Consider the following 26,317-nt stretch of genomic DNA (forward strand, 5'->3'; position numbering starts at 1 on the left):
TTCGGATCAGAGATTTCGGGCGATGAGCAGTTTCATCACTTCGCTCGCGCCGCCGTAGATGCGGTGGATGCGGCTATCGCGGAACATGCGCGCGATCGGATATTCGAGCATATAGCCATAGCCGCCGAAGAGCTGGAGGCAGCCGTCCACGATCTTCGTCAGCTCCTCTGACGCCCAATATTTGGCCATCGAGGCGAGTTCGGCGGTGAGTTCGCCGCGCACGTGCAGGTCGGTGCAATGATCTACGAAGACCCGGCAAACGACCGCCTGCGTCTTATATTCGGCGAGCTTGAACTGGGTGTTCTGGAAATCGGCGAGCGTCTGGCCGAACATCGGTCGTTCGCGTGTGTAGCGGATCGTCTCGTCGAGCGCGCGCTCGATCATAGCCATTGCCTGCCAGGCGATAATCAGCCGCTCCTGCGGCAGCTTTTCCATGAGCTGCGGCAGCCCGCGCCCCTCGGCGCCGCCGAGCAGGGCGTCGTCGGGCACGAACAGATCGTCGAAGAAGAGTTCGGACGTATCCTGCCCCTCCTGACCTACCTTGTCTAGGTTGCGTCCGCGCCGGAACCCCTCAGGCTCACTGCGCACATCGACAATGAACAGCGAGATCGACCGGCTGCCGCCCGCAGGGTCGGTCTTGGCCGCAACAAGGATGACGTCGGCGATCTGACCGTTCGAGATGAAGGTCTTCTGACCGCTTAACCGCCAGCCCCCATCGCATTTGCGCGCGGTCATCTTCATGCCCTGCAGGTCCGACCCTGCCGCCGGTTCGGTCATCGCGATCGCGGTCAGGCATTCGCCCGAACAGAATTTGGGTAGCCAGCGGTGCTTCTGAGCTTCGGTCCCGAAGCTCGAAAAATAGGGGAGGATCACCGCATTGTGCAGGCTGATTGTCAGCGCGTCGGCGCCGCGATGTCCTATCGCCTTGGTGATGATCGCCTCGAACCGGAAATCGGCACCCGCGCCGCCATAGGCTTCGTCGACCGAAATGCCGAGCAGGCCGGCCTCGGCTGCGGCGGTCCATGTTGCGCGGTCGACGCATTTGCCGGCGCGCCAGCGGTCGATCGCCTCGGGCGCGGTGTGCGCCGCGAGAAAACCGTCGACCGAGCGCGCGAACTGCTCGCACTCCTCGGATGCAAAAATGTCGGAGGCGATGACGTCGAGGGTCATGGCTTTCCGGCGCGTTCGATAGCGACGCTGTTACCGGCCTTGAGCCGGTCGAAGCCGCGCGCGATGCGCTCGCGGAAAATGCCGCGCTGGAGCAGGTCATGGGTTACGGTCAGCTCATATTGCAGCGCGCCGAGATGATCCATGTTCGACGCGCGCAGCGCGACCCCCTTGAAGATCTTTGCCAGTTCGGGGCCCATCTCGGCGATTTGCTTGGCGAGCGTCAGCGACCGCGACCGAAGTTCACCAACCGGCGTGACTTCGCTGACGAGGCCGATCCGCAGCGCTTCGTGCGCGTCGATCGGGTCGCCGGTGTAATAGAGGCGGCGGGCATGCTGTTTGCCGACGCGCGCCATAATGCCGTGATAAAAGCCGTTCATCGCATATTTGACCTGCGTCGATCCGAAGAGGGCATTTTCGGACGCAACGGTGATGTCGCACATATTGGCGACGTCCATACCGTAGCCGGGCGCGACGCCGGCGACGGCCGCGACCGACGGTTTGCCGAAGTCGTAAATCGCTTTCATCAGCGCGAGCGCGAGATCGTTGAAACGGCGGCGATCGTCGTCGCTCGCCGTGTTCAGGATGTCGACGCGCCAGCCGGCACAGAAATATTCCTCATTGCCGATAAACAGCACGCACGACACCGCGTCATCCTCTTCCCAAGCGCGCAGCGCGGCGATGATGTCCTCGTGCAACTCCCAGCCGAGCGCGTTGCGTACCTCGGGATGATTGAGTTGGAGAATGCCGACGCCGTCCTGGACGCTGGTATTCAGATAACGGAAGTCGGCCATCGCTTATCCCTTTTATTACCTACTAGTCGGTAACATTGTTATAAGCGCGTCGAAACGGGCTGTCAACTCGCGGTTTGAATGGCCGCGAGGTGCACGGGAATGCAGATTTTTGGATCAGCTCAGGGCTTGCCGATGCCGTCGAGAATCATGGCGACGAACTGGTTGGAGACCGTGCGGGGCTCGATCAGCAGCGCCGCAGATTGCCAGTGCGTCATCCAGTTGACCATGCCGAAGATGCCGAACGAAATGATGCGCGCGTCGTCGAAGGCTAGCGATCCGTCCTTGCGTCCGACTTCGAGCCGATCGAGCAGGTCGCGGTTCAGCATCCGCTTGTAGTTGCGCGATTTGGCCTTGCCGGCGTCGCTCATCACGCGTTCGTCGGCGACGATCATCGACAGGACATTATCCTGCAACAGATCGACATAGCATTCGATGAAGATGCGGACGCGTTCGCGGCCGGGGAGGCGGATATCGTCTCGATCGGCTATTTTCTGCTGAAACAGGATATAGCCGCGTGCGATGCATTCGAGAAGGATCTCCTCCTTGCTCGCGAAATGATAATAAAGGCTCGGCTTGGTGATCGACAGACCCGCGGCGATATCGTCGAGGCTCGTGCGATCATAGCCCCGCTCGCGGAACATGGTGGAGGCGACCCCCATGATCACTTCCTTGTTGACGCTGCCGCGCTTGCGCCCCGGCCTCGCGGTCGCAGTCGAACCCGGTCGTTTCTGGGTGGGCGTCGACGCCGCCCCTGTCTTCTTGGATGCTTCCGCCATTGCTTTCCCATTTGCCGGACGCCCGCTCGCTGCGGCTATCCTGCCTGCCCCTGCGCGTGAGGCATAGGTCGTTCACGACCCGCTGGTCAATAGGTGTCGCCTTCATTGCCGATTTGACAATGATTGCAATCAATATTACCGACCGGACGGTAACAAAGATCTGAGCGCTCTTTCCTGATCGGAACCTAGCGTTACAGATGGTCATCGGGAGGGAAATTATGGCGCTTTCAAAGATGCATAGTTCGTCGTCGGTCGCGGCCCTGCTGCTCGCGTTGCTCGCGAATCAGGCAGCGGCGCAAGAGGCTGCGCCTGCTGGCGATGAGGAAGCGGTCGGTACCAACGAAATCATCGTGACCGCGCAAAAGCGCAGCGAGAACATCAACAGTGTGCCGCTGTCGATCACGGCGGTGTCGGGCGACGATCTGCAGGCGCAGGGCGTAACCGATGTCGCGGGACTGGTGAAAGTGACCCCGGGCTTCAACGCGATCAACAGCGGCTTTGGCACACCGGTCTATTTTCTGCGCGGGATCGGCTTCTTCGACAGCAGCCTTGCCGCAAAGCCGACGGTCACGGTCTATACAGACGAAGTGCCCATTCCCTATTCGGTGATGACGGCGGGCGCCTCCTTCGATCTCGAGCGGGTCGAAGTGCTCAAGGGGCCGCAGGGCACCCTTTTCGGATCGAACGCAACCGGCGGCGCGATCAACTATATTTCGGCCAAGCCAACCTGGACGCCGGAGGCGGGGCTGGCGCTGTCCTATGGACGCTTCAATAGGTTCAGCGTCGAAGGCTATGCGAGCGGACCGCTGTCTGACACGCTGGCAGCCCGAATTTCGTTGCGCCATGAAGGTGGCGGTGACTGGCAGAAAAGCTACACGCGCGATGCCAGCCTCGGCCAGCGTGCGTTCACGCAGGGGCGCGTCCAGCTTGCTTTCCGGCCCGTCGACACGGTGCGTCTCAACCTGATGGTCAACGCCTACCAGGATCATGGCGATACGCAGGCGCCGCAGTTTACTGCGCCCTTCCAGCAATCCGCCGGCTTCTTCGATCCGCGCCTGCCGACCTATCCGGTCGCTCCCGAGGACAATCGCGCGGCTGATTGGGGCACCAGCTTCCCGCTGAAGAAGGACAATTGGCAGGTGCAGGCCGCGCTGCGCGGCGAGATCGACGTCAGCGACGACATCACGCTCACCTCGATCTCGGCCTATACGCGCTTCAAGGAAGCCTATGGGCAGGAATCGGACGGCACCACGTTGCGGCTTACCGACGTCTTCCTCGAAGGCGACATCAAGTCCTTCAGTCAGGAATTGCGGCTTGCCGGTTCGTTGATGGGTGACGGTTCATGGATCGTCGGCGGCAATTATGAATGGGGCAAGACGCACGAGCTGCTCACCCAGCGGCTCAACGACCAATCGTCGGCGCATGTGTTCGATCGCTTCGGCTTCCCGTCGATCGAGCTGGTGCCGCAGCTCGGCGACACAAAATATCGCAGCATCGCGGCCTTCGCCGATGTGAGCGTGCCGATCGCCGACACGCTGACCCTGATCGGCGGCGTGCGCTACACCGATACCAAGGTCGATTTTTCGGGCTGCACGCTCAATGCCGGCAACGGCACCTATGCGCGCGGCTTCGAGCTGATCTTCGGCCTTCCGTCGGGAACGATCCCGCTCGGCGGCTGCGTGACGTTCGACGACGCGGGGCGTCCGGGCAAATTTGCGGGCAGCCTGCCGGAAGACAATCTGTCCTGGCGCGGCGTGTTGCAATGGAAGCCCGCAGAGGGCCAGCTCTTCTATGCCAGCGTCAGCCGCGGCTACAAGAGCGGCTCCTTCGCTACGCTCGCGGGCAATCGCTTCTCGCAATACAAGCCGGTGCGGCAGGAGCAGGTAACGGCCTACGAGCTTGGGTTCAAATCTGCGCTGCTCGACCGCCGCGTGCAGATCAACGGCGCCCTCTTCTACTATGATTATCTCGACAAGCAGTTGAAGGGCCGCACGATCGTGCCGGTGTTCGGCCCGCTCGAGGCGCTGGTCAACGTACCAAAGTCGCGGATCAAGGGGGCGGAATTGCAGCTCGTCGTCTCACCGGTGGAGGGCCTGCGTGCCAATCTGGGCGCGACCTATATCGACAGCAAGGTCACGCGATCCTTCTCCAACTACACCGCATTCGGCGCGGTCACCGACTTCAACGGCTTCCGCTTCCCCTACACGCCAAAGTGGCAGGTCAACGCCGACTTGGAATATCGCTGGGATGTAGGCGGATCGAAGGAAGCGTTCATCGGCGCCAACTATACCTACCGCAGCTCGACCTATGGCGATTTCAAACCCGACGCTCGGCTGTTCATCGACGACTATGGCTTGCTCGACCTGCGCGCCGGAATCGGCGACGCCGACGGCGCGTGGACGGCAAGTCTCTATGCGCAGAATGTCACAAACGAATATTACTGGAATACCGCGGCGCGGCGCGGCGATGCCGTGATCCGCTTTACCGGAATGCCTGTCACCTACGGCGTTAACGTCGGCTTCAAGTTCCGGTAGTCGTCGAACGACCGCTTTCCTGATCCGATGCCCGAGAAGCGGCTTTTCCGCTTCCGGGCGGGACCATTCCAGCCAAGTCTGACCGTTTCCGAATTTCTGCCTCTGAAAGCGGGTGGGCAGCTATGGCCGGCCACCTGAGCATGTAAGCGACAGTTGCCGGAGCCGGCCTGGTACCGGACCGGATGGAAGCGGGCCGGCAATGGTTCGCGGCCGCGTGCGGTAAAGCTAGGCGACGACCCCTCCGCCGGGCGGAGGGGCCGCTCCCGCGACTAGGCCGACGCACCGCCATCGATGTTCAGCGTTGTTCCGGTGATGTAGGTCGCATCTGGGCCGGCCAGAAACGACACCGCTCCTGCGATCTCCTCGACCCGGCCGTAGCGACCGAGCGGAATGGCACCGATCATCTGCTTCGCGAACTCGCCCTCAGCAGGGTTCATATCGGTGTCGATGGGGCCCGGCTGCACGGTGTTGACGAGGATATTGCGCGAGGCGAGATCCTTTGCCCAGCCGCGCGCCAGCGCCGCCACTGCCGCTTTGGTCGCGCTGTAGATCGCGGTCGCGGGGAACGCCATCTCGCCCGAGATGCTGCCGATGAGGATGATCCGCCCCCCGTCGCGCAGGTGCGGCAGCGCCGCGCGCGTGCCGACGTGCAGGCCCTTCACATTGACCCCGAATTGACGGTCATAGCTTTCGTCAGTGTCATCGGCGATGGTAGAGAATTCGGCGACGCCGGCATTGTGGACAAGGATATCGATCCCGCCTAGCGCGGCCGCTGCTTGTTCGACGCCCGCCCGCTGCGGCCCGGGCTGGGAGGCATCGGCCTGAACGGCAAAGGCGGTGCCGCCCGCGCGCTCGATCGCCGCTACGGTCTCGTCGGCCGCCGCCTTGTTGCCCGAATAGGTGATCGCGACCGCCGCGCCATCGGCCGCGAGGCGCCTGGCGATCGCCGAACCGATACCGCGCGATCCGCCGGTGACGAGCGCTTTTTTGCCCAGAAGTGACATGTGAATTCTCCAATTTTGCCCGCGATCACGGCGTCGTGCGCTGCCGGCAAGGCACAAGATGGATCGCCAATTCTATAGTTCAATATTCCCGAACTATTAAAATTGCGTCGCGGGCCTATATTGCATCTATGCCCCGCTTCACCCATCCTAGGCTGGAAGACGTGCCGCTCGAGCTGGCGCTCCATGCGCTCGCCGATCCCAACCGTCTGGCCATGGTCGCGCGCCTGGCCGGCACCGAGCAGCTGAGCTGCACCAACGCAGCGCCGTGCGACTCGATTCCCAAGAGCACGCTGTCAAACCACCTCAAGTTGCTGCGGGCCGCAGGACTGATTGAGACGACGCAGGTCGGCCGCGAGATGATCAACAGGCTGCGCCGCAAAGAATTCGAGCAACGCTTTCCCGGCCTTTTGGATGCAATCCTCGCCAACCGCCCCGCCTAGCGCAAAGCAAGGCGCCGGTGATCGTCGTCGGACGCTGTCGGACCGCTCGCTCGGGGTTGCCAGTCTCACTTGTACGTTCGCTTCATGCGCGAGACGGAAGCGACCATTCAGCGGCTGGCCAGCATCGAAATTCTCCCGTAAAGCTTGGCATGCTGATTTATGCTGAACCCTTGGTCGACAGAGCCGCTCTCGGCGCGAGGCCGGCATCTGGATTTCGCACGATCCAGCCGTGACCGTTGCGAAAGTCGAGCGCGATGAGCCAGTCGTGAAAAAAAAGCATTCCGAGATCACCGTCCATAATCATGTCCGCGGTGAACAGATGGTCGACTGGATGTCAACGCCTTGGGGTAACTTGGAAATCTCCCGACTGCGGCCCTTCTGCATCCGCCTGCAAGCCGAACATGGCCGCATTATGCTCTGCGACCAGCACCGTGCCCCCATTTCCTGAATTAAGCTCCATCCATATCGGCCCGCGTGGGCTGGTTACGTCGGCCCTGACAGCAAGAGCCGTGCCCTACTTTCTCCCCCTGGATTGCTGTCGACTATTATTCGCCCGTGTTGCGTTGGAGATTCCGCGCTCGACGCCCGAGAGATTCACGACGCTCGTCTCACCCGTTTCGCCGAGCGCTCTTTGCCGGACGAACGCCGCGAGATCCGCGCCCGGGACGGTGGTGCGTTTGCACGCGCCGTTGACGAAACTGCCATATTGCCGGAGCGCACCGAACGCGAGTGAGTGCGTCCTTCGCGGAGCTGCCGGTGCCTCGTTGGTATCAAGGCCCGCTGCACCTGCGCGGCTATCTTTCGCGCGCTGCTTGTCCTGCGATACGGGGGGTATTATGCAGGACAAATGGCGAGTTCACACTATGGATACGTCATTTAAACAGTTGAAAATAGGACAGTTATCCTGCGATTGACACAATCCAAAAATTGCAGGATAATTTTGCGATGGCAATTAGGATCTTCTCCGACGAGCAAGCGCGCGCACTAGTCAATTTGCGTCAAAAGTACGAGGTCTGGGTCGAAGCCGAACGCGGGCTCGCGAAGCTCCCCTATAATCTTGCGCGCAAGGAGGTGGCAGGGCGCGCCTATCTGTACGAGTTGCTCGACCGCCGGGGCAATGCGAAGAGCCTTGGTCCCTGGTCCGATGAGCAGGCCGCGCGCCTTGACGCTTATAAATATGAGAAGGAGACGCTGAAGGCGCGCAGCGCGACAAGCCGGACTGCGCTTGGCGAGAGCGCCGCGATCGCCCGCGCGGTGCGGGTGCCAATGATCGCCAACGAGGCCGGGCCGATTTTGCGCGAGGCCGACCGGCGCGGTCTTCTCGGCGGCGCCCTGCTCGTCGTCGGCACCAATGCGGTCGCCGCCTATGCGCTCGAGGCCGGTGGCTTCATTCCCGAACTTCCGGACGAGACCGCCGATTTCGATCTTGCGTGGGCCGAGACCGATCCACAGCACAATGCGCAGGTCGTCTGGGACCTGTTGAAAGCGGTCGACCCGACCTTCACGGTCAATACCGAGCGCAGCTTTCAGGCGCGCAACGCCAAAGCCTATGAGGTGGAAATATTGGCAGCGCCCTCGCGAGCGAGAACCATGGCGCGGATCGACAGGCCGCAACCCATACCACTTCCCGAACAGGAATGGCTGCTTGAGGGACGACCCGTCGACCAGGTTCTTATCTGCCGCGACGGTAGCCCCGCGCGCATTGTCGCTCCCGATCCGCGCTGGTTCGCGCTTCAGAAGCTGTGGATGTCGAGACAGGCGAAGCGCAACCCGCTGAAGCGCGGCAAGGACCGCAAACAGGGGTTGCTCCTTCTCGATGCCATCGCCGAGGCCATGCCGCATTATCCCCTCGATGACCGGTTCGAGGCTGGCCTGCCCGCAGAGCTCGCGCCCCATTATTGCGAATGGGCCGATCAACGTTCGAAGGGCGAGGCGCCGCGATGGTAGGATTGCGGCGGGCATATTCGGTCCGCGTGATCGAAACGCTTGCTTCCAGTGCGGCGTTGATGAGAAAGTGACCATGGCCGAAGCATTGAGCAGAACGATGCGCCTCGCGCATCGCGTCAGGAACCGGCGCTGGTTTGGCGACGACCTTTTCCAGCGGCGGAACGCGCCAATTGCGTTCGATGAGTTCGGCTCGCGGCATATAGGCGCGCAGCGCGAGGCGCATCGTTCCGCCAGGGGCGGGCAGCCAGTTGGCAGCCATTGCGCCTTCGGGTCGATCGCGTTGGATCAAGATGACGATACTGCCGTCGGCTTCGCGTACCAGCCCTGGTGTCCGGTCCCCGATCGAATAGCGAGCGAGGGGATTTTCGACGAGATAATAGCGCCCGTCCGCCTGTGCATCATACATGGTCAGCGACCAGAAGGCGTCGGCCGGAACGCCGCCGGGCGGCAAGCGCCAGCGGTAGTTGTTGGCGCCGTTCAGCCGCTCGCCGCTGGCATCGAAGTTCGCATGGAAATACATCGCCTCCTGCTCGCCCAGCGCGGCGATGCCTCCGAGCGCGATCATCGCGCGCAGATGGTCGTTGGTGCCGAAATCGCCGACGCCCCGCGGCTGATAGCTCCAGCCGTTGACGACCAGGTCGCGGAACAGAAAGCCCTGCCGCAGGTCAGCGATACCCGATGGCAGATAGGCCGCCCAAGCGGCGAGGAGGGCGGGCGAGGGCGGCGGCGCTTCGGCGCCGATGCCGAGCGCCGCGAAGCGTTCGGCGCGCACCAGCTGTCCCGCGCCGCCTTTCGACCGTTTGAGCATTTCATTGACCACCGCGAGGAAATTGGCGGCATCGCTCGCTTCGCGTTCCGCGCGCACGTTGAAGCCCCGCGCCGGCGGCCGGTCGGCGGCAACAGTCGCGCTGATCTGTTGCTGCAACGCTTCCGCGGCAGGAAGGTCGTCCGGTCCATCGACGAGAATGCGCGCGAGCATCCAGGCATCGTTGGTGGTCGATTGCACAAGCCGAACGCCATCGGGCACCTTGCCATTCCAATCGGGGCTGACGACCCAGACCCGCCCGCCTTCGCCGCCCGTCGTACGCGTTTCCAGATAGGCGAAATTGTCGGTGAACGCGTCCATGAACGCGACCGAGAAATAGCGATCGCGCATCGTCGGGATCGACACGTCGACCGGCCCACCCGAAAGCTCGAGAAACAGGGAGGAATAAATGGTGTCGTTGTTGGGGGCGGTGACGTTGCGCGAGCGATAATCGGAGAGCTGCGAGCGCTGCTTGATGCGGTTGAGCGTTCCCGGGCCGCCGACGGATTCGGTTAGCGTCTGTTCCATCCGCGCAAATTCGAACAAGGGAAAGGCATAGTTGAAGGCTGCTTGCATGGCGGCATCGCCGGTTCCGGGCTGCGTCATCGCGCGAACGGCAGGCGCGAAAGCCGCGGCGGCGACCGCCAGCGTCGCGGCAAGGCGCAGCAAATGCCGCCGCGCCATCGGCTGGCGATAGGTCTGGATCGTCATCTCTCTCTCCTCAAATCGCGGCGCTGCCGGCTCAGCCGGCTCTTCTTTCGTGCCGGTTCCAAGGGTTCGCGCAGCGTCCGGCGCAGGATCTTGCCCGCTGCATTGCGCGAAATGCTGTCGACTCATCCTGCCGCAGGAGATGAACGCTTCATCGATTTTACGCGCGGCGTGCCAAAATAGCTCGCACAAGCTCACTCAAACTCCGGGCTAAAGGCGGGTATTCTTTAAGAGGCTTACCTGAAAACGATTTCATCAATGCTTTGTGAATTCCCAGTTGGGCCTGCCGCCCCAGCCAGCCGGTGCTGTGCCTCAGCCAAGGGACGGAAAACCCCAGTTTTCTCACTAAGCTGATCAAGGCCGACCCTCGCAGTTGCATCTGAAATCGGGCAGTTCGTCGGCAGCCCGGCTTGTCCGGAAGTCGCCGCGGGGCAGTTCGAGAAACATAGAGGACAACGGCCGCATCGTTGCACGGATACGCTAGTGCAGAGGCTGTCCACGTCATCACGTAACGACCACCACCTGCCTTCCCAAAAAGCCTGATGCGGGCCGGAACATTCGGCCGCGACCCGCAGCAGGGCGGCGGTTATTGGGTGATCGATGCCGTGTCGACACGCGCCATGGCGGCGAGCGCCATCATCAGGGCGAGCGCCGCAAAGGCCATCGTATAGATTGGCTCGCCAGGAAAAAGCGCTTGCATGATCGACCCCATGACTGTGGCGACCAGAAGCTGCGGGATGACGACGAATATGTTGAAGAGACCCATGTAGATGCCGAGCTTTGCCTGTGGCAGGCTCGACGCAAGGATCGCATAGGGCATGGCAAGGACCGAGGCCCAGAAGATACCGATGAAAATTTCACTGAAGATCAGCTGCGTCGGATCTCGCAGCAAAAAGAAACTCGCAAAACCGATCGCGCCGCAGGCCAGCCCCACCATGTGCGTCCGCGCCTGTCCCAGATGGCGCGACAACCACGGCAGCAGCGTCAGAGCGGCAACGGCCGCGACACCGTTATAGATCGCGAACAGCTCGCCTACCCAGTTGCCCGCCGCCTGATAAACCGCACTGGCCGCGTCGGTCGTGCCGAAATGATATTGGGCGACGATCGGCGTGGTATTGATCCACATGATGAACAGCGCAGACCAGCTGAAGAACTGTACCGCCGCGAGCCGCTTCATGAGCGGCGGCATTCCTGCAAAGTCGCCGACGATGCTTGACAGCATGTTCTTTTCATAGCCGCGGCGCGCGAGCGCGATGGCAATCATGCTGGCCAGGCCATAACCGATCAACAGCGTGCCGAGCAGCAGCACCTCGCGCAGCAGCGCAAATTCGAGCTGGATCAGGATGACTGCCAGCCCGGCGGCAATCCAGCCAACGTTGCCGATGTGGCTGCGCGACGCCAGCGCGGGCCCGGTCGGAGCATCGTCTGCATTCGCGGGTTCGAACACAGCCATCTGCGCAGGGGTATATTCGCTGGTCGAAACGACGGTCCACAACACAGCGAGGAACAGGGCCAGTCCGCCAAACCAGAAAGCATAGCGAACCGTATCGGGAATCTGCCCCGGTGGCGCGACATTGGCGACGCCTGCCGCCTCCATCAGCGCCGGGAACAACGAGCCGACGACCGCACCGGCACCGATGAAGGCGGTCTGCACCGCATAACCGATGCTGTGCTGATCCTTGCGCAGCATATCGCCGACGAACGCCCGGAAGGGCTCCATCGAAATGTTGAGCGATGCGTCGAGAACCCACAGCATCATTGCCGCAAACCAGATGGACGGGCTTTCGGGCATGAGGAACAGCGCGATCGTCGCGAGCATGGCGCCGGCAAGGAAATAGGGGCGCCGCCGACCAAGGCGGCCGAGCCAGGTACGGTCGCTCATGTGGCCGATGATCGGCTGGACGAGCAACCCGGTCAGCGGTGCCGCGACCCACAGTCCGGGCAATTTCTCGATATCCTCGCCCAACGATTGGAAAATGCGACTCATGTTCGCATTTTGCAGCGCGAAACCAATCTGGATGCCGAAAAAGCCGAAACTGACGTTCCACATGCCGGCGAAACCCTGCCGCGGCTTTTCCATCATCTCTCTCCCATGGCCGCTGACGGCTGTTGTCGGCAAGACGTGTTGCAGCGGGTGGCGTGCGGGGCAAGCGCGCGGCAACCACGTATACGAATACGTTGACTAAACTGCTGTGCTTTGTCGCCTGATCAACCGGGCGGGCAACATGCGTTGCTCGACCGGTCGCCCGTCGATGCTGGCGAGAAGAGCATCGACAAGGAGCGTCCCTGCGCCCTTCATGTCCTGCATGACCGTCGTGAGCGTCGGTGAGGTCAGGCCAGCGGCGGGAATGTCGTCGAAGCCGATGATCGCGACATCCTGCGGGAGTTTCAGCCCTGCTTCGGAGAGTGCGCGCATTGCGCCGATCGCGATCAGGTCGCTTGCCGCGAAGATCGCGTCGAATCGCTTTCTGCCAGCGAGCAACGACTGCGCCGCGGCATAGCCCGATGCCTCCGAGGATATCGCGTCGCGTTGAAGCGCGGCATCTGGCACGATGTCGGCGGCACGAAGCGCACGGCACAGACCGGTGTAGCGGTCCTGGAATTCGGGCGCATGGTCCGACGCATCGCCGAGGAAGGCGATCGCCCGGCGGCCTATTTCCACCAAGTGTGCTCCCGCCTGTTCGCCCGCGCCGACATTGTCCGACCCGACCGTCAACCCGATCCCATCGCTCGACACCGAGCCCCAGCGAACGAAATTAGTGCCCATCTCGACCAGATGCTCGAGCTTGCTGAGATACAGCTGATAGTCGCCATAGCCGAGCAGGATGATCCCGTCCGACCGGTGGCTGTCCTGATAGGCGACGTGCCAGTCGTTGTGCATCTGCTGAAAACTGATGAGCAAGTCATATCCGCGCAGCGCACATTCGCGGGTGATGGATCCCAGCATCGACAGGAAGAAGGGGTTGATCATCGATTCGTCAGGCGTCGGATCTTCAAAGAAGAGCAGCGCGAGCGTGTGGGTGCGTTGCGAGCGCAGGCTCGACGCATTCTTGTCGACCATGTAATTCAGTTCGCGTGCGATGCGTTCGATATTGGCCCGGGTCGCAGCGCTGACCGATTTGCTGCCGCGCAGTGCGCGCGAGACCGTCGGCTGCGAGACGCCGGCAAGATAGGCGATGTCGAAACTCGTCGGCTTGACGGAGGGTGGTCGGCCCATGCTGTTCTCCCGGTCGCGGCGCCCTTATCGTTGGTCGCTCAGCGCGTACAAAGTAACCGGCGACCGCGGTCCTGCCAAGATTTTGCAAGTCCCATCGCGCTTCGAACAGCCGCTGTGGCATTTGGGCGACACGTCGGGAATGCGCATATTATGCGTATACGTATACCCTATGGCCCTCGCAGCCGATTGGCCTCAATTGCGAGGGCGAAAGATGGGATCATCCCACGCATCGGAGAGGATAGTCGCGGCTGGCAGCCGCTTCCCCTGATGCTGGGCGCGCGAACCCGTCGAAGCCAGGGGAGCATAGATGACAAACAACAAAAGCCTTCGCCGCGGCGGCAGTGCCCTCGCACTTGGCCTCGCCTCGATTGTCTTCGCGCCGGGCGTCGCCTTGGCACAGGATACCGGCGCTTCGTCTGCGGACGATTCGAGCGGCGAGGGCGAGATCGTGGTCACCGGCTTCAGCGCCAGCCTGCAAAGCGCCGTCAATGCCAAGAAGAACCGCGACCAGGTGGTCGAATCGATTTCGGCCGAGGATATCGGCAAGCTGCCCGACGCCTCGATCGCCGAATCGATCGCTCGTTTGCCGGGCCTGACATCGCAGCGCGTATCGGGGCGCTCGAACGCGATCTCGATCCGCGGTTTCGCTCCCGACTTCTCGACCACGCTGCTCAACGGCCGCGAACAGACCTCGACCGGCGACAACCGCGCGGTCGAATATGACCAGTATCCGAGCGAAGTCATCAATCAGGTGCTCGTCTACAAGACCCCGATGGCGTCGATCGTCGGGCAGGGGCTTTCGGGTACCGTCGACCTGCGCACGATCCGTCCGCTCGACTATGGCAAGCGCGTCATCTCGGTCGGCGGGCGCGGCAGCTGGGCCGAAATCGGCAAGCTGAACGCCGGGTCGAAGAAATATGGCTACCGCGTCCACGGGGTGTACGTCGACCAGTTCGCGAACGACACGCTGGGGATCGCATTGTCGGCGAGCTATGTCGACGAACCCTATCAGATCCAGGAATTCAACGCTTGGGGCTATGCCGGCGACGGTACCGCGGCGAACCCGGTCGTCATCGGCGGGTCGAAAAGCTACGCGACCTCGACCCAGCTGACGCGGCTTGGCCTGCAGGGCACGGTGCAGTGGCGGCCGAGCCCCAATTTCACCTCGACGATCGATGCCTTCTATTCGGACTTCAAGGACGACCAGATCAAGCGCGGCATCGAGCTGCCCCTCGCCTTCGGCGGCGCCGGGGTCAATGTCACCGACGTCGACAGCAGCGGCCAATATGTCTTCGCGCGGTCGGGCACCTTCACCAATGTCGAGGGGGTCGTGCGCAACGACGTCTTCGAACGGCAGGCAAAGCTCTACAGCTTCGGCTGGAACAACCGCTGGGAAGGCGACAACGGCTGGAACGTCACCGCCGATATCAGCCTGTCGAAGACCGACCGCAACGAACTGATCCTCGAAAGCAATGCCGGCACCGGGCGCGGCGCGGGCGTCGGCGCGACCGATACGATCGGCTTCAGCAGCGACCGCAACGGCACCGTGTTCAGCCCCGGCCTGAACTATGGCGACTATGATCTGATCCAGCTCACCAGCCCGCTCGGCTGGGGCGGCGACCAGACCGGTGTCGACGGTACGCGCATCCGCGGCGGCCAGGACGGCTATTACAACAACCGCATCATCAAGGACGAACTCTGGCAATATCGCGTCGAAGTCGAACGCGAGCTCGACGGCTTCCTGAAATCGGTGCAGTTCGGCGTGAACTATACCGATCGCAGCAAGAGCCTGGTTCCCGACGAAGCCTTTGTCGGTCTCGTCGCCAACACCGACGGCCTGACCAGCGTGTCGATCCCCGAACAATATCGCCTCGGCACGACCAACCTGTCCTACCTCGGGCTGGGCCCCGTCGTCAGCTACGACCCGCGCGACCTGCTCGCGGCCGGCATCTACCAGCTGGTCGCCAATCCCTATGGCGACGTCGTGGTCAAATCCTACGACGTGTCCGAAAAGTTGATGACCACCTATCTCCAGGCCAACATCGACCAGGAAATGGGTTCGTCGGTGCTGACCGGGAATGTCGGCGTGCAGGCGATTTTCACCGACCAGAACTCGAACGGTGCGAGCGCCGCCTATATCGGCCAGAATGCGAACGGTTCGCCGAACATCCAGGGCATCCCGCAGCGTGCGAGCACCGACTATGTCGATGTGCTGCCCAGCCTGAACCTGTCGCTGCGCACCGCCAGCGATTTCGTGGTCCGCTTCAGCCTGGCGCGCGAGATCATCCGTCCGCGCCTCGACGACATGCGCGCGTCGCTGAAATATGGCACGACGATCGGCGACGTCGGCAACGGCGTCTGCCCCGTCGGCCGCCAGTGCGCCGTCGTCCGCGGCGACGCGGGCAACCCGGACCTGCGTCCGTGGCGCGCCAATGCCGCCGACCTGACGTTCGAGAAATATTTCGGGTCGAAGGGTTATCTGGCGGTGCAGCTCTTCTACAAGGATCTGAAGAGCTATATCTACAATCAGGACGTCGCTTTCGATTTCACCGGCTATCCGATCCAGGATCCGGGCCTCGACGTGAACGGCAATCCGATCATCGTGAACTATCTGGGCACCGCGAACGTCCCGATCAACGGCAAGGGCGGCAAGCTTTACGGCGTCGAACTGGCGGGTACCTTGCCCCTTGGTGAGCTGGTATCGGCGCTCGACGGTTTCGGCGTGACGGGCGGTGCGTCCTATACGAAGACCAAGATCCAGCCGACGCCGGGTGCGCCGGCCCAGGATATTCCCGGCTATTCGAAATGGGTCGCCAACGGCACAGCGTATTTCGAGAAATGGGGCTTCAACGCTCGCGTCAGCGCGCGCTACCGGTCGAGCTTCATCGGCGAGCTGTCGGGCTTCGGCGGCAATCGTGTCCGTCGCCGCGCCCGCGCCGAGACGATCGTCGATGCCCAAATCGGCTATGACTTCCAGCCGGGCAGCGCGCTCGAGGGGCTGTCGCTCTTCATTCAGGGCCAGAATCTGACGAACGAGCCCTTCGTCACCGACGATCCGCGCGATAGCCGGGCGGTGATCGACTATCAGGTCTATGGCAGCCGCTACCTCGCGGGCGCTTCGTTCAAATTCTGAACCCTCCCTGACGGGGGCGGCCGGGTCGCGCCGCCCCCGTCCTCTTGTTGCGCTACAGGGCAGAGGCTGATCTTATGTCCCCCATGCGGCTAGTTATCATCGGCGGAGGCACGGCAGGCTGGATGGCGGCCGCCTGCTTGCGCCGCTTTTTGCCGGCGGGCTGGTCGGTGTCGCTCGTCGAATCGGACGCGATCGGCGCCGTCGGCGTCGGCGAGGCGACGATCCCGCAGATCCGTCTGTTCAACGCCGCACTCGGCATCGACGAGGATGAGTTTCTTGCCGCGACGCAGGGCACGATCAAGCTCGGCATCGAATTCAACGGCTGGACGCGGCCCGGTCATCGCTACATGCACGCCTTCGGCGCGGTCGGGCGCGGGCTCGGCCTGCTTGAGTTCCATCACTATTGGTTGCGCGCGCGGGCGGCCGGGGTGGCCGAAACGCTCGACCATTATTCTCTCAACGAGCGGGCCGCGTACGCGCGGCGAATGCAGCGCGGCGCGCCGCGCACATCGCCGCATCTGCTCGAGATGCCCTATGCATTCCATTTCGACGCCGCGCTCTACGCTGCCTTTCTGCGCCGCCGCGCTGAAGTGAGCGGTGTCGAGCGGATTGAGGGGAAAGTTGTCGATGTCCGTCTGAATGGCGAGACCGGCGATGTCACCGGCGTCGCGTGCGATGACGGGCGGTCTGTCGAGGGCGATTTCTTCATCGACTGTTCGGGTTTCCGGGGCTTGCTGATCGAGGACGCGCTCGAAACCGGATATGAGGACTGGTCGCACTGGCTTCTCAACAATCGCGCGGTGGCGGTGCCGTGCGCGCACGGCGCCACGCCGCAGCTGCCGTGGACCGGCGCGACGACGCGCGACGCGGGTTGGCAGTGGCGTATCCCGCTGCAGCACCGGATCGGCAATGGTTATGTCTATTCTTCGGACCATGTAACGGACGACGAGGCCGTCGCGACCCTGCTTGCCAATCTCGACGGACCCGCGCAGGCGGAACCGAACCGGCTGCGCTTCGTCAGCGGCAAGCGGCGCCGGATGTGGAACCGCAATGTCGTCGCGCTTGGCCTGGCCAGCGGCTTCATGGAGCCGCTCGAATCGACGAGCATCCATCTGGTGCAGGCCGGCATTTCGCGGCTGCTCAAGATGTTGCCATCGGGCGCTGCCGACCCCGCCGTCGCCGCCGAGTTCAACCGGCAGAGCGACTTCGAGTGGGAGCGTATCCGCGACTTCATCATCCTGCATTTCAAGGCGACCGAACGCCGCGACACGGCCTATTGGCGCGACCGGGCAGAGATGCCGGTTCCCGACACGCTTGCGGCGAAGATCGAGCTGTTCCGCGCGCAGGGGCTCATCTTCCGCGAGCATGAGGAGCTGTTCACCGAATCGGGCTGGCTGCAAGTGCTGGTGGGGCAGGGGATTGCGCCGCGCGCGTGGCATCCGCTCGCCGATGGGATCGGCGCCGACGACCTCGCGCGCTATATGGCCGGCGTCGCGGCGATGGTCGAAGCGGAGGTCGCGCAAATGGCGAGCTATGACGATTTCCTTGCGGCGACCTCGCGCGCGGCGGTGGCGGCGTGATCCGCGGGCTCGCCGCGCTTGCGCTGATGTTGGCGCCGCTTCCGGTGCTGGCGCAGGCCGGCCTCGCCGACGTCCGCGCGCGTCCCGCGACCGAAGAAGTGATCTATTTCGTCCTGCCCGACCGGTTCGAGAATGGCGACCCGCGCAACGATCGCGGCGGACTGACGGGCGACCGGCTCGCAACCGGTTACGATCCGTCGGCCAAGGGCTTCTACCACGGTGGCGATCTTGCCGGGCTGACGAAGCGGCTCGACTATATCCAGGGGATGGGCGCGACCGCGATCTGGTTCGCCCCCATCTTCAAGAACAAGCCGGTGCAGGGACCCAAGGGCGACGAAAGCGCTGGTTATCACGGCTATTGGGTGACCGATTTCACGCGCGTCGATCCGCACTTCGGGACCAATGACGAATTCCGGGCCTTCGTCGACGCGGCGCACGCGCGCGGGATGAAGGTCTATATGGACATCATCACCAACCACACCGCCGACGTCATTCGCTACACCGAAGGCGACGGGACGGGGTATCGCTATCGCAGCCTTGCCGATTATCCCTTTTCACGGCGCGGCGGTGCCGGCGGCGCGGCGATCAATCGGGGTTTCGTCGGCGACGGTGATCGCTCGCCCGAAAACTGGGCAAAGCTGACCGATCCATCGTTCGCCTATACGCCCGTCGTGCCGCAGGGCGAGGAAAAGGCCAAGGTGCCGGCGTGGCTGAACGACCCGATCTATTATCATAATCGCGGCAACAGCGACTGGGTTGGCGAGTCTGCGCTCTATGGCGATTTTGCAGGGCTAGACGATCTCGCGACCGAGGATCCGAAGGTCGTGCAGGGCTTCATCGACATCTATGGCCGCTGGATCGACGCGTTCGGGATCGACGGATTCCGCATCGACACCGCGAAGCATGTGAACCCCGAATTCTGGCAGGCCTTCGTGCCCGCGATGCTGGCGCGGGCGAAAGCGCGGGGGATTCCGAATTTCCACATCTTCGGGGAAGTCTATAACGACGCGGTCGACCCCGGATCGCTGGCGCGCCACACGCGCGTCGCCGGATTGCCAGCGGTGCTCGACTTCAGCTTTGCGCGCGCGGTGATCGATGCGGTCGGCGGAACAACCGGAACCGCCGTGTTCGAACGGCTGTTCGATGGCGATGTGCTGTACAAGGGCGGGCCGGCCGCGGCGCTGCAACTCCCGACCTTCCTCGGCAACCACGACATGGGCCGCTTCGCGATGTTCGTGAAGCAGGCAAACCCCGGTGCGAGCGCCGACGACCTGCTGAAGCGCGTGATGCTGGGCCATGCCATGCTGCTGACGCTGCGCGGTGTCCCGACGATCTATTATGGCGACGAGCAGGGCTTCGTGTCCGACGGGGGCGACCAGCTCGCGCGCGAGGACATGTTCGCCTCGACGGTCGACGTCTATAACGACAACGATCTGATCGGCACCGATGCGACCACGGCGTCGGCCAATTTCGACCCGGCGCATCCGCTCTACCGCGAGATCGCGGCGCTTTCGGCTATCCGCCGCAAGACGCCCGCGCTGCTGCACGGGACGACGAAGCTGCGCGCCATTTCGGAAAAGCCGGGCTTGCTCGCGGTCTCGCGGTTCGATCCCGACTCCGGCCGCGAAGTGCTACTGGCGTTCAATACGTCTGCAACGCCCGTCTCGGCCAATATTGCCATCGACATGAAAAGCGCGGCCTTTACGTCGCTCCTTGGCGACTGCCCGGCGCACGCCGCCGCACCGGGCAGCCTGTCCCTCACTCTCCCCGCCTTCGGCACCGCCATATGCCAGGCCAACGAATAAGCGGAAAAACGACGCGTGACGACGAACCATAGCCTTGCCAAACAACCGCACGCCGTCGCCGACGCCGAGCTGCCGTGGTGGAAGGGCGCGGCGATCTACCAGATTTATCCGCGCAGCTTTGCCGATTCAAACGGCGACGGGATCGGCGATCTGGCCGGCATCACCGCGCGGCTCGATTATGTTGCCTCGCTGGGTGTCGACGCAATCTGGCTGTCGCCCTTCTATCCCTCGCCAATGGACGATTTCGGATACGACATTGCCGATTATTACGGCGTCGATCCGATCTTCGGGACGCTCGACGATTTCGACGCGCTCGTCGCGCGCGCGCACGCGCTGGGTCTGAAGGTGACGACCGACCTTGTCTTTGCACACACGTCGGACCGGCACGACTGGTTCGCGACCAGCCGCGCGAGCAGGGATAATGCGATGGCCGACTGGTATGTCTGGGCCGATGCGAAGCCCGACGGCTCGCCGCCGACTAATTGGCAGTCGGTGTTCGGCGGTCCGGCATGGACGTGGGACGCGCGGCGCGGCCAATATTATATGCACAATTTCCTGGGGACCCAGCCGCAGCTCAACGTCCACAACCGAGCGGTGCAGGATGCGTTGCTGAACGTGGTCCGCTTCTGGCTCGACCGCGGCGTCGACGGGTTCCGCATCGACGCGATCAATTTTGCGATGCACGATCCCGAATTGCGCGACAATCCGCCGGCGCCGCCGTCGAACAAGGTCCGCACCCGGCCGTTCGATTTTCAGCTGAAAATCTACAACCAGTCGCATCCCGACATCCCGCTGTTCCTCGAACGCATTCGCGCGCTGACCGACGAATATGGCGGCAGCTTCACCGTCGCCGAGGTTGGCGGCGACGATGCGGTGCGCGAGATGAAGCTGTTCACCGCGGGCGACCGGCGCCTGAACAGCGCCTATGGTTTCGACTTCCTCTACGCCGACCGGCTGACGCCGAAGCTCGTTCGCGAAGCTGCCGAGCAATGGCCCGACGCGCCGGGTATCGGCTGGCCGAGCTGGGCCTTTGAAAACCACGACGCGCCGCGCGCGGTGTCGCGCTGGACGCCCGCCGGCGTCGATGCCGCCGCCTATTCGCGCATGAAGATGGCGCTGCTGTGTGCGCTGCGCGGCAACATCATCATCTATAATGGCGAGGAACTGGGGCTCGATCAGGTCGATATCCCGTTCGAGATGGTCAAGGATCCCGAAGCGCTGAAGAACTGGCCGCTGACCCTGTCGCGCGACGGCGCGCGGACGCCGTTGCCGTGGGCGGGGGATGCGGCGCATGCCGGATTTTCGTCCGCCAGTCCGTGGCTGCCGCTGGGTGACGCGCACGCCGGCCTCGCGGTGGACCGGCAGGATAGCGACCCCGCGTCGCTGCTCAACCTGACGCGGCGGCTCGTCGCGCTGCGGGCAGCGCATCCCGCGCTCCGTCACGGCCGCGACGGCGACTGGGTAGCCGAAGGCGACCTGCTGGTCTTCGACCGCGTGACCGGAGGCGAAACGATCCGCTGCCTCTTCAACCTCGGCGGGGAGTCCATTGACATTGCCGCGCAGCATCGCGGCGGAACGCCGATCGTGGCGATCAATGGGGCCGACGCCGACACCTTGCCGCCTTGCGGTGCCCTCTGGATCCGGATCGAACATTGATGTCCATGCTTCGCCTTGCCCCGCTCGCGCTTCTCGCCGCGTCACCCGCCGTCGCGCAGGAGGCGCCCGCGTCGGTCACCGCAACCTCGCCCGACGGTAGCCTGGTGCTGACCGTCGCGACCGACAACGATCAGCGGCCGACCTGGTCGCTGTCGCGCAAGGGGCAATTGCTGTTCGCGCCGTCGAAGCTCGGCTTCCTGCTCACCGACGGGATCGGCCTCCAGCGCGGCTTCGCGATCGATGGCATCGAGCGCGCGAGCGCTGACAGCCGCTGGGAACAGCCTTGGGGCGAACGCCGCTTCGTGCGCGACCACCACAACGAACTGCTCGTTCGCCTGCGCCAGAACGAAAGCTGGGGCGGCCATGCGATGAACGTCCGCTTCCGCCTGTTCGACGACGGCATCGGCTTTCGCTACGAGCTCCCCGAGCAGGCGGGGCTCAAGACCGCGAAGATTGCCGACGAAATCACCGAGTTCGACCTGGTGCCCAAGGGCACTGCGTGGTGGATCACCGCCGGCGAGTGGAACCGGTACGAGCAAATCTATCAAAAGACGCCGGTCGATGCCGTCGCCACCGCGCACACCCCGATGACCGTGCGGCTCGACGACGGGACGCATCTGTCGTTCCACGAGGCAGCGCTCGTCGACTATTCGGGGATGTGGCTGAAGCGCGCCGAAGGGCAGAAATTCCGCGCCACGCTGGCACCCTCGTCGAAGGGGCCGCGCGTCGTGCGCGACCTGCCGTTCGCGACGCCATGGCGCACGATCCGCATTGCGGACAGCGCGGCGGGGCTGGTCGAAAGCGACCTCGAGCTCAATCTCAACGAACCGAACAAGCTGGGCGATGTCAGCTGGTTCAAGCCGATGAAATATGTCGGCATCTGGTGGGGCATGATCCGCGGCGATTGGACCTGGGCCGAGGGGCCGAAGCATGGCGCGACAACCGAGCGCACGAAAGCGACGATCGATTTCGCAGCCAAGCACGGCTTCGGCGGCGTGCTGGTCGAGGGCTGGAACAAGGGCTGGAACGGCAACTGGTTCGGCCACGGCGACGAGTTCAGCTTTACCGAGGCGACTCCCGATTTCGACCTGAAGGCGGTTACCGACTATGCCCGCGCTAAGCATGTCCAGCTGATCGGACACCATGAAACCGGCGGGAATATCAAGGTTTACGAGGCGCAGCTCGACGATGCGATGAAGCTGTACGGCCGGCTCGGCGTCGGGACGGTCAAGACCGGCTATGTCGCCGACGCGGGCGGCATCATCGCGCCGGGCGACACCGCCGACAGCGTTGCGATGGAGTGGCACGACGGCCAGCGCCAAGTGCAGCATCATCTGAAGGTCGTCCAGACCGCCGCCAAATATCATGTGGCGGTCGATCCGCACGAGCCGGTGAAGGACACCGGCCTTCGCCGCACCTATCCCAACTGGGTCGCACGCGAAGGCGCCCGGGGCATGGAATATAATGCCTGGGGCGCCTTCGCAAACGGCCCCGATCACGAACCGACGCTCGTCTATACGCGGATGCTGTCGGGGCCGATGGACTTCACGCCAGGGGTCCTCAGTCTCGAGGGTGCGAACCATGCGCCGCTGGCTTCGACGCTGGCGAAGCAGCTCGGCCTCTATCTCGCCATCTATTCGCCGATCCAGATGGCGGCCGATTTCCCCGAAACGCTGGAGAAGTTTCCGCGCGAGCTCGATTTCATCTCGACAGTGCCGGCCGACTGGTCGGAAAGCCACCTGATCGCGGGCGAGGTCGGGGATTATGCTATTTTCGCGCGCAAGGACCGCAACAGTGCTGACTGGTATGTTGGCGGCGTCAACGATGCGACGGCGCGGACGTTGACGCTGCGCTTCGACTTTCTGGAACCGGGCAGAACCTACGTCGCGACGATTTATAAGGACGGCGACGGCGCCACTTATCTGACCGATGCGCGGCACAGCATCGCATACGACAGGATCAAGGTGAAAAAGGGTGATAGCTATACCCTGTGGCTCGCGCCCGGCGGCGGCGCCGCCATGCGCCTTGCCGCGGGTAAATGATACGCGTCCTGATTATGGCCGACCCTACGGATCGCGATAACGACATCACCTATCGTCGATAGGACTATTTTGGAGAAGCAGGATGGCCCATACGCCCGCCCCGACCAGCGCCGGGGATGCAGGAACGGAAGCTTATGTCGACGCACCGGAGCTGCGGCTGTTCGTGATGGGGCTGTTCTTCATCTTCGGGGGGATCACGTCTCTGAACGACGTGATCATTCCGAAGCTGAAGGAGCTATTCACTCTCAACTACACGCAGGCAATGCTCGTACAGTTCTGCTTCTTCACCGCCTATTTGCTCATCGGGATACCGGGGGCGAAGCTTGTCAAGAAGATCGGCTATATGCGCGGTGCGGTCGCGGGCCTGCTTACGATGATGGTAGGCTGTCTCCTGTTCATTCCGGCATCGCAGAATGCGACCTATGGCCTGTTCCTGCTTGCGCTGTTTGTCCTCGCGAGCGGGGTGGTTATCGTGCAGGTCGTTGCCAATCCGCTGATCTCGCTGCTTGGTAAGCCTGAGACAGCGCACAGCCGCCTGACCTTCGCACAGGCGTTCAACTCGCTGGGTACCACGCTGTTCCCGGTCGCAGGGTCGACGCTTATCCTCGGCGGTCTGGCAAAAGTGAGCGCCGATCAGCTATCGGGCGCCGAGCTCGACGCCTATCGCACTTCCGAAAGCCTCGCGATTGTGCATGGCTATCTCGGCATTGCGGTCGCGCTTGCGGTCGTGGCGGCGACCGTGTGGATGTTCCGCAAGCGCCTGAAGGGCGAGCGGCATGAGGCGAGTGCCGCGCTTGCGGGTTTTGACCTGCTAAGGCGTCCGCGTTTCGGCTTCGGCGCTCTCTGCATCTTCCTATATGTTGGCGCTGAAGTGTCGATCGGGTCGTTGATAGTCAGCTACCTGATGCAGGGGCACGTCCTGGCCCTGCAGGAACAGGCGGCGGGCAAGCTCATCGGACTCTATTGGGGCGGCGCGATGGCTGGGCGTTTCATCGGATCGGCAGTGATGCGCGTCATCAGTCCGGGCAAGCTGCTCGCCTGGGTCGCGGTCGGCGCGATCGCGCTGATCCTTGTCTCCACCAGCACGACCGGTGCTCTGTCGGGCTACAGCCTGCTTGCCATAGGCCTGATGAACGCGATCATGTTCCCGACGATCTTCAGCCTCGCTTCCGAAAAGCTCGGTCCCCGCGCTGCCGACGGGTCAGGGATCATCAATATCGCGATCTTTGGAGGTGCCGTGGTCCCGCTCGCGACCGGTGCAATCGCGGACCTCACCGGGCATCTTGGGCTCGCGCTGCTCCTTCCCGCCGCTTGCTATGCCGTCATCGCTGCCTTCGGCCACTATGCTCGGCGGCCGGCATGACGGCATCGCATTTGCCGGGGCAAAAGCTGACTGTCCGAAATCGGCCAAACTAGGTCCGCAGCCGGTACCCCACGGCCAGTTCGTTGACGATCCGCTTCGGTTGCGACGGATCTTCTTCCAGTTTCTGGCGCAGTCCGCGGACGACGATCCGCAGATATTCCACGCGATCGGCCTGGGCCGGACCCCACACCGAGGTCAGCAATTGGGTGTGGCTCAGGACGCGGTCGGGGCGGCGCGCAAGTTCGGCCAGGACGCCATATTCCTTCGGGGTCAGATGAACCTCCTCGGCGCCGCGAAAGACGCGGCGGTGCGCAAGGTCTATTCGCAGCGCGCCCGCCTCGACAACGGTGGGTTCCTCGCCGGACGCGGACGCGCGCTGGTGGCGCAGCGCCGTGCGGATCCGGGCGAGCAATTCCTCGGTATCGAAGGGCTTGGTGACATAGTCGTCGGCGCCCAGATCCAGCGCCGTCACCTTCTCGACACTGTTTTCGCGCGCCGATACGACGATCAGCGTGGCGTTCGAGCGCAGCCGCAGCGGCTCGATCAATTCCAGCCCGTCACGATCGGGCAGGCCGAGATCGAGCAGCACGACATCGGGCCGTTCGATGTCGAACAGGGCGATCGCCTGCCTGGCGCTGTCGGCTTCGATCACCTGATGACCGGCGCGCTGCAGCGTGGCCTGCAGCAGCCGCCGGATATGGGCATCGTCCTCGATGATCAGGATTTTTGCCGGGGGCACCATCCGGCCAGCCTATTTCGTCGGGAAGCGCGCGTCGAGTGCCCGATTGAGCATCAGCACGTTGACGCGCCTTTCGCCAAGGATGCCTGCGAGCGGGTGTTCGACAGATGCCTCGACCAGTGACCGGAGGCTGGCGTCGTCGATGCCGCGCGCTTTCGCCACGCGCGCAATCTGGAAAAAAGCCGCCTCGGGGCTGATGTGGGGGTCCAGCCCCGAGGCGGAGGTCGTCACCAGGTCGGGCGGGACAGGGCGGCCCGGTGCCGTTGCAGTGAGCGCCTTGACGTCGGCGGCGACGCGATCCGCAAGCGCTTTGCTCGCCGGACCGAGATTCGACCCCGAGGAAGCGGCGGCATCATAACCAACGGCGCCGGCGGCCGAGGGGCGCCCGTGGAAATAGGCGTCGGCCAGGAATCGCTGGCCGATCAGCTTCGACCCCACGATCTTTGAACCGTCGCGGACGAGGCTGCCATTGGCTTGCTCCGGAAAGACGAGCTGGCCCATAGCCGTCAGCGCAAGCGGATAGGCCAGCCCGAGGAGGAGAGCGAAAAGCGCGGTCAACACGAGCGCGGGACGAAGGGCGGATTTGAGTTCGGAAAGCATGGAATTG

The 26,317-nt window shown here is 63.3% G+C and carries 18 protein-coding genes and 1 pseudogene; 10 read left to right on the forward strand and 9 right to left on the reverse strand.

The genetic code is table 11. The features are described from left to right. Positions 1-6 precede the first annotated feature (6 nt). The 3 genes from L0963_RS17710 to L0963_RS17720 all read right to left on the reverse strand — a co-directional run bounded on the left by L0963_RS17710 (position 7) and on the right by L0963_RS17720 (position 2,737). Positions 7-1,170: an acyl-CoA dehydrogenase family protein gene (locus L0963_RS17710; RefSeq protein ID WP_186401066.1), complete on the reverse strand. Its 1,164-nt coding sequence runs from the start codon at positions 1,168-1,170 to the stop codon at positions 7-9. After that, on the reverse strand, positions 1,167-1,961 hold the full coding sequence (locus L0963_RS17715; RefSeq protein ID WP_186401065.1) for an enoyl-CoA hydratase/isomerase family protein: 795 nt from the start codon (positions 1,959-1,961) through the stop codon (positions 1,167-1,169). The genes L0963_RS17710 and L0963_RS17715 overlap by 4 nt, the downstream gene beginning before the upstream one ends. A 119-nt stretch (positions 1,962-2,080) precedes the next feature. Continuing rightward, complete coding sequence (locus L0963_RS17720; protein WP_186401064.1) at positions 2,081-2,737, reverse strand: TetR/AcrR family transcriptional regulator; 657 nt, start codon at positions 2,735-2,737, stop codon at positions 2,081-2,083. 218 nt (positions 2,738-2,955) lie between these two features. Between L0963_RS17720 and L0963_RS17725 the strand changes: the two genes are divergently transcribed. Beyond that, positions 2,956-5,271, forward strand: coding sequence for a TonB-dependent receptor (locus L0963_RS17725; protein ID WP_234180962.1), 2,316 nt, complete (start codon positions 2,956-2,958; stop codon positions 5,269-5,271). A 269-nt stretch (positions 5,272-5,540) separates the two neighbouring features. On the opposite strand, the gene L0963_RS17730 is transcribed toward L0963_RS17725, so the two are convergent. Further along, positions 5,541-6,275: an SDR family oxidoreductase gene (locus L0963_RS17730; RefSeq protein WP_234180964.1), complete on the reverse strand. Its 735-nt coding sequence runs from the start codon at positions 6,273-6,275 to the stop codon at positions 5,541-5,543. Positions 6,276-6,403: 128 nt separating this feature from the next. On the opposite strand from L0963_RS17730, the gene L0963_RS17735 reads away from it, so the two are divergent. The 3 genes from L0963_RS17735 to L0963_RS17745 all read left to right on the forward strand — a co-directional run bounded on the left by L0963_RS17735 (position 6,404) and on the right by L0963_RS17745 (position 8,662). Then, positions 6,404-6,715 (forward strand): ArsR/SmtB family transcription factor, encoded by a 312-nt coding sequence (locus tag L0963_RS17735; RefSeq protein ID WP_062900914.1) that lies wholly within the window; start codon positions 6,404-6,406, stop codon positions 6,713-6,715. A 229-nt stretch (positions 6,716-6,944) separates the two neighbouring features. After that, the gene (locus L0963_RS17740; protein WP_234180966.1) at positions 6,945-7,163 is read left to right on the forward strand and encodes a hypothetical protein; all 219 of its coding nucleotides are present in this window, start codon (positions 6,945-6,947) and stop codon (positions 7,161-7,163) included. 497 nt (positions 7,164-7,660) lie between these two features. Beyond that, positions 7,661-8,662 carry a GSU2403 family nucleotidyltransferase fold protein gene (locus L0963_RS17745; protein ID WP_234180968.1) on the forward strand — a complete coding sequence of 334 codons (1,002 nt, stop codon included), beginning with the start codon at positions 7,661-7,663 and terminating at the stop codon, positions 8,660-8,662. Between the two features lie 202 nt (positions 8,663-8,864). Here the strand turns inward: L0963_RS17745 and L0963_RS17750 are convergent. From L0963_RS17750 to L0963_RS17760, 3 genes and pseudogenes are all read right to left on the reverse strand, one after another. After that, positions 8,865-10,304 (reverse strand): annotated as a pseudogene (locus L0963_RS17750) (DUF1254 domain-containing protein); the annotation flags it as partial. A gap of 457 nt (positions 10,305-10,761) precedes the next feature. Beyond that, the gene (locus L0963_RS17755; RefSeq protein ID WP_186401625.1) at positions 10,762-12,255 is read right to left on the reverse strand and encodes an MFS transporter; all 1,494 of its coding nucleotides are present in this window, start codon (positions 12,253-12,255) and stop codon (positions 10,762-10,764) included. A gap of 102 nt (positions 12,256-12,357) precedes the next feature. Continuing rightward, positions 12,358-13,392, reverse strand: coding sequence for a LacI family DNA-binding transcriptional regulator (locus L0963_RS17760; RefSeq protein ID WP_062900909.1), 1,035 nt, complete (start codon positions 13,390-13,392; stop codon positions 12,358-12,360). Between the two features lie 307 nt (positions 13,393-13,699). Between L0963_RS17760 and L0963_RS17765 the strand changes: the two genes are divergently transcribed. The 6 genes from L0963_RS17765 (at position 13,700) to L0963_RS17790 (ending at position 24,971) form a co-directional block, all read left to right on the forward strand. Further along, a complete protein-coding gene (locus L0963_RS17765) occupies positions 13,700-16,525 on the forward strand; it encodes a TonB-dependent receptor (protein ID WP_234180970.1) in 2,826 nt (941 codons plus the stop codon). 74 nt (positions 16,526-16,599) lie between these two features. After that, positions 16,600-18,105 (forward strand): tryptophan halogenase family protein, encoded by a 1,506-nt coding sequence (locus tag L0963_RS17770; protein ID WP_186401059.1) that lies wholly within the window; start codon positions 16,600-16,602, stop codon positions 18,103-18,105. Between the two features lie 26 nt (positions 18,106-18,131). Beyond that, the gene (locus tag L0963_RS17775) at positions 18,132-19,910 is read left to right on the forward strand and encodes an alpha-amylase family glycosyl hydrolase (RefSeq protein WP_234181000.1); all 1,779 of its coding nucleotides are present in this window, start codon (positions 18,132-18,134) and stop codon (positions 19,908-19,910) included. A 15-nt stretch (positions 19,911-19,925) separates the two neighbouring features. Next, on the forward strand, positions 19,926-21,566 hold the full coding sequence (locus L0963_RS17780; protein WP_234180973.1) for an alpha-amylase family glycosyl hydrolase: 1,641 nt from the start codon (positions 19,926-19,928) through the stop codon (positions 21,564-21,566). Beyond that, positions 21,566-23,608, forward strand: a complete 2,043-nt coding sequence (locus L0963_RS17785) for a glycoside hydrolase family 97 protein (RefSeq protein ID WP_186401057.1) — start codon at positions 21,566-21,568, stop codon at positions 23,606-23,608. Before L0963_RS17780 ends, L0963_RS17785 begins: the two co-directional genes overlap by 1 nt. Positions 23,609-23,690: 82 nt before the next feature. Continuing rightward, positions 23,691-24,971, forward strand: a complete 1,281-nt coding sequence (locus L0963_RS17790) for a sugar MFS transporter (protein WP_186401056.1) — start codon at positions 23,691-23,693, stop codon at positions 24,969-24,971. A 49-nt stretch (positions 24,972-25,020) separates the two neighbouring features. Here L0963_RS17790 and L0963_RS17795 read toward each other — a convergent pair whose 3' ends face one another. Both L0963_RS17795 and kdpC read right to left on the reverse strand, forming a co-directional pair. Continuing rightward, on the reverse strand, positions 25,021-25,713 hold the full coding sequence (locus tag L0963_RS17795; protein ID WP_186401055.1) for a response regulator: 693 nt from the start codon (positions 25,711-25,713) through the stop codon (positions 25,021-25,023). A gap of 9 nt (positions 25,714-25,722) precedes the next feature. Continuing rightward, positions 25,723-26,310, reverse strand: coding sequence for a potassium-transporting ATPase subunit KdpC (gene kdpC / locus L0963_RS17800; RefSeq protein WP_186401054.1), 588 nt, complete (start codon positions 26,308-26,310; stop codon positions 25,723-25,725). Between the last annotated feature and the right edge of the window lie 7 nt (positions 26,311-26,317).

The sequence above is a fragment of the Sphingopyxis sp. NFH-91 genome (assembly GCF_021401285.1).
Classification (GTDB): Bacteria; Pseudomonadota; Alphaproteobacteria; order Sphingomonadales; family Sphingomonadaceae; genus Sphingopyxis; species Sphingopyxis terrae_A.

Bases quoted from the DNA above. Each gene is read 5' to 3' on its own strand.
- L0963_RS17710 (WP_186401066.1), bottom strand. From the start codon at position 1,170: ATGACCCTCGACGTCATCGCCTCCGACATTTTTGCATCCGAGGAGTGC.
- L0963_RS17715 (WP_186401065.1), bottom strand. From the start codon at position 1,961: ATGGCCGACTTCCGTTATCTGAATACCAGCGTCCAGGACGGCGTCGGC.
- L0963_RS17720 (WP_186401064.1), bottom strand. From the start codon at position 2,737: ATGGCGGAAGCATCCAAGAAGACAGGGGCGGCGTCGACGCCCACCCAG.
- L0963_RS17725 (WP_234180962.1), top strand. From the start codon at position 2,956: ATGGCGCTTTCAAAGATGCATAGTTCGTCGTCGGTCGCGGCCCTGCTG.
- L0963_RS17730 (WP_234180964.1), bottom strand. From the start codon at position 6,275: ATGTCACTTCTGGGCAAAAAAGCGCTCGTCACCGGCGGATCGCGCGGT.
- L0963_RS17735 (WP_062900914.1), top strand. From the start codon at position 6,404: ATGCCCCGCTTCACCCATCCTAGGCTGGAAGACGTGCCGCTCGAGCTG.
- L0963_RS17745 (WP_234180968.1), top strand. From the start codon at position 7,661: ATGGCAATTAGGATCTTCTCCGACGAGCAAGCGCGCGCACTAGTCAAT.
- L0963_RS17755 (WP_186401625.1), bottom strand. From the start codon at position 12,255: ATGGAAAAGCCGCGGCAGGGTTTCGCCGGCATGTGGAACGTCAGTTTC.
- L0963_RS17760 (WP_062900909.1), bottom strand. From the start codon at position 13,392: ATGGGCCGACCACCCTCCGTCAAGCCGACGAGTTTCGACATCGCCTAT.
- L0963_RS17765 (WP_234180970.1), top strand. From the start codon at position 13,700: ATGACAAACAACAAAAGCCTTCGCCGCGGCGGCAGTGCCCTCGCACTT.
- L0963_RS17770 (WP_186401059.1), top strand. From the start codon at position 16,600: ATGTCCCCCATGCGGCTAGTTATCATCGGCGGAGGCACGGCAGGCTGG.
- L0963_RS17775 (WP_234181000.1), top strand. From the start codon at position 18,132: ATGTTGGCGCCGCTTCCGGTGCTGGCGCAGGCCGGCCTCGCCGACGTC.
- L0963_RS17785 (WP_186401057.1), top strand. From the start codon at position 21,566: ATGTCCATGCTTCGCCTTGCCCCGCTCGCGCTTCTCGCCGCGTCACCC.
- L0963_RS17790 (WP_186401056.1), top strand. From the start codon at position 23,691: ATGGCCCATACGCCCGCCCCGACCAGCGCCGGGGATGCAGGAACGGAA.
- L0963_RS17795 (WP_186401055.1), bottom strand. From the start codon at position 25,713: ATGGTGCCCCCGGCAAAAATCCTGATCATCGAGGACGATGCCCATATC.
- kdpC (WP_186401054.1), bottom strand. From the start codon at position 26,310: ATGCTTTCCGAACTCAAATCCGCCCTTCGTCCCGCGCTCGTGTTGACC.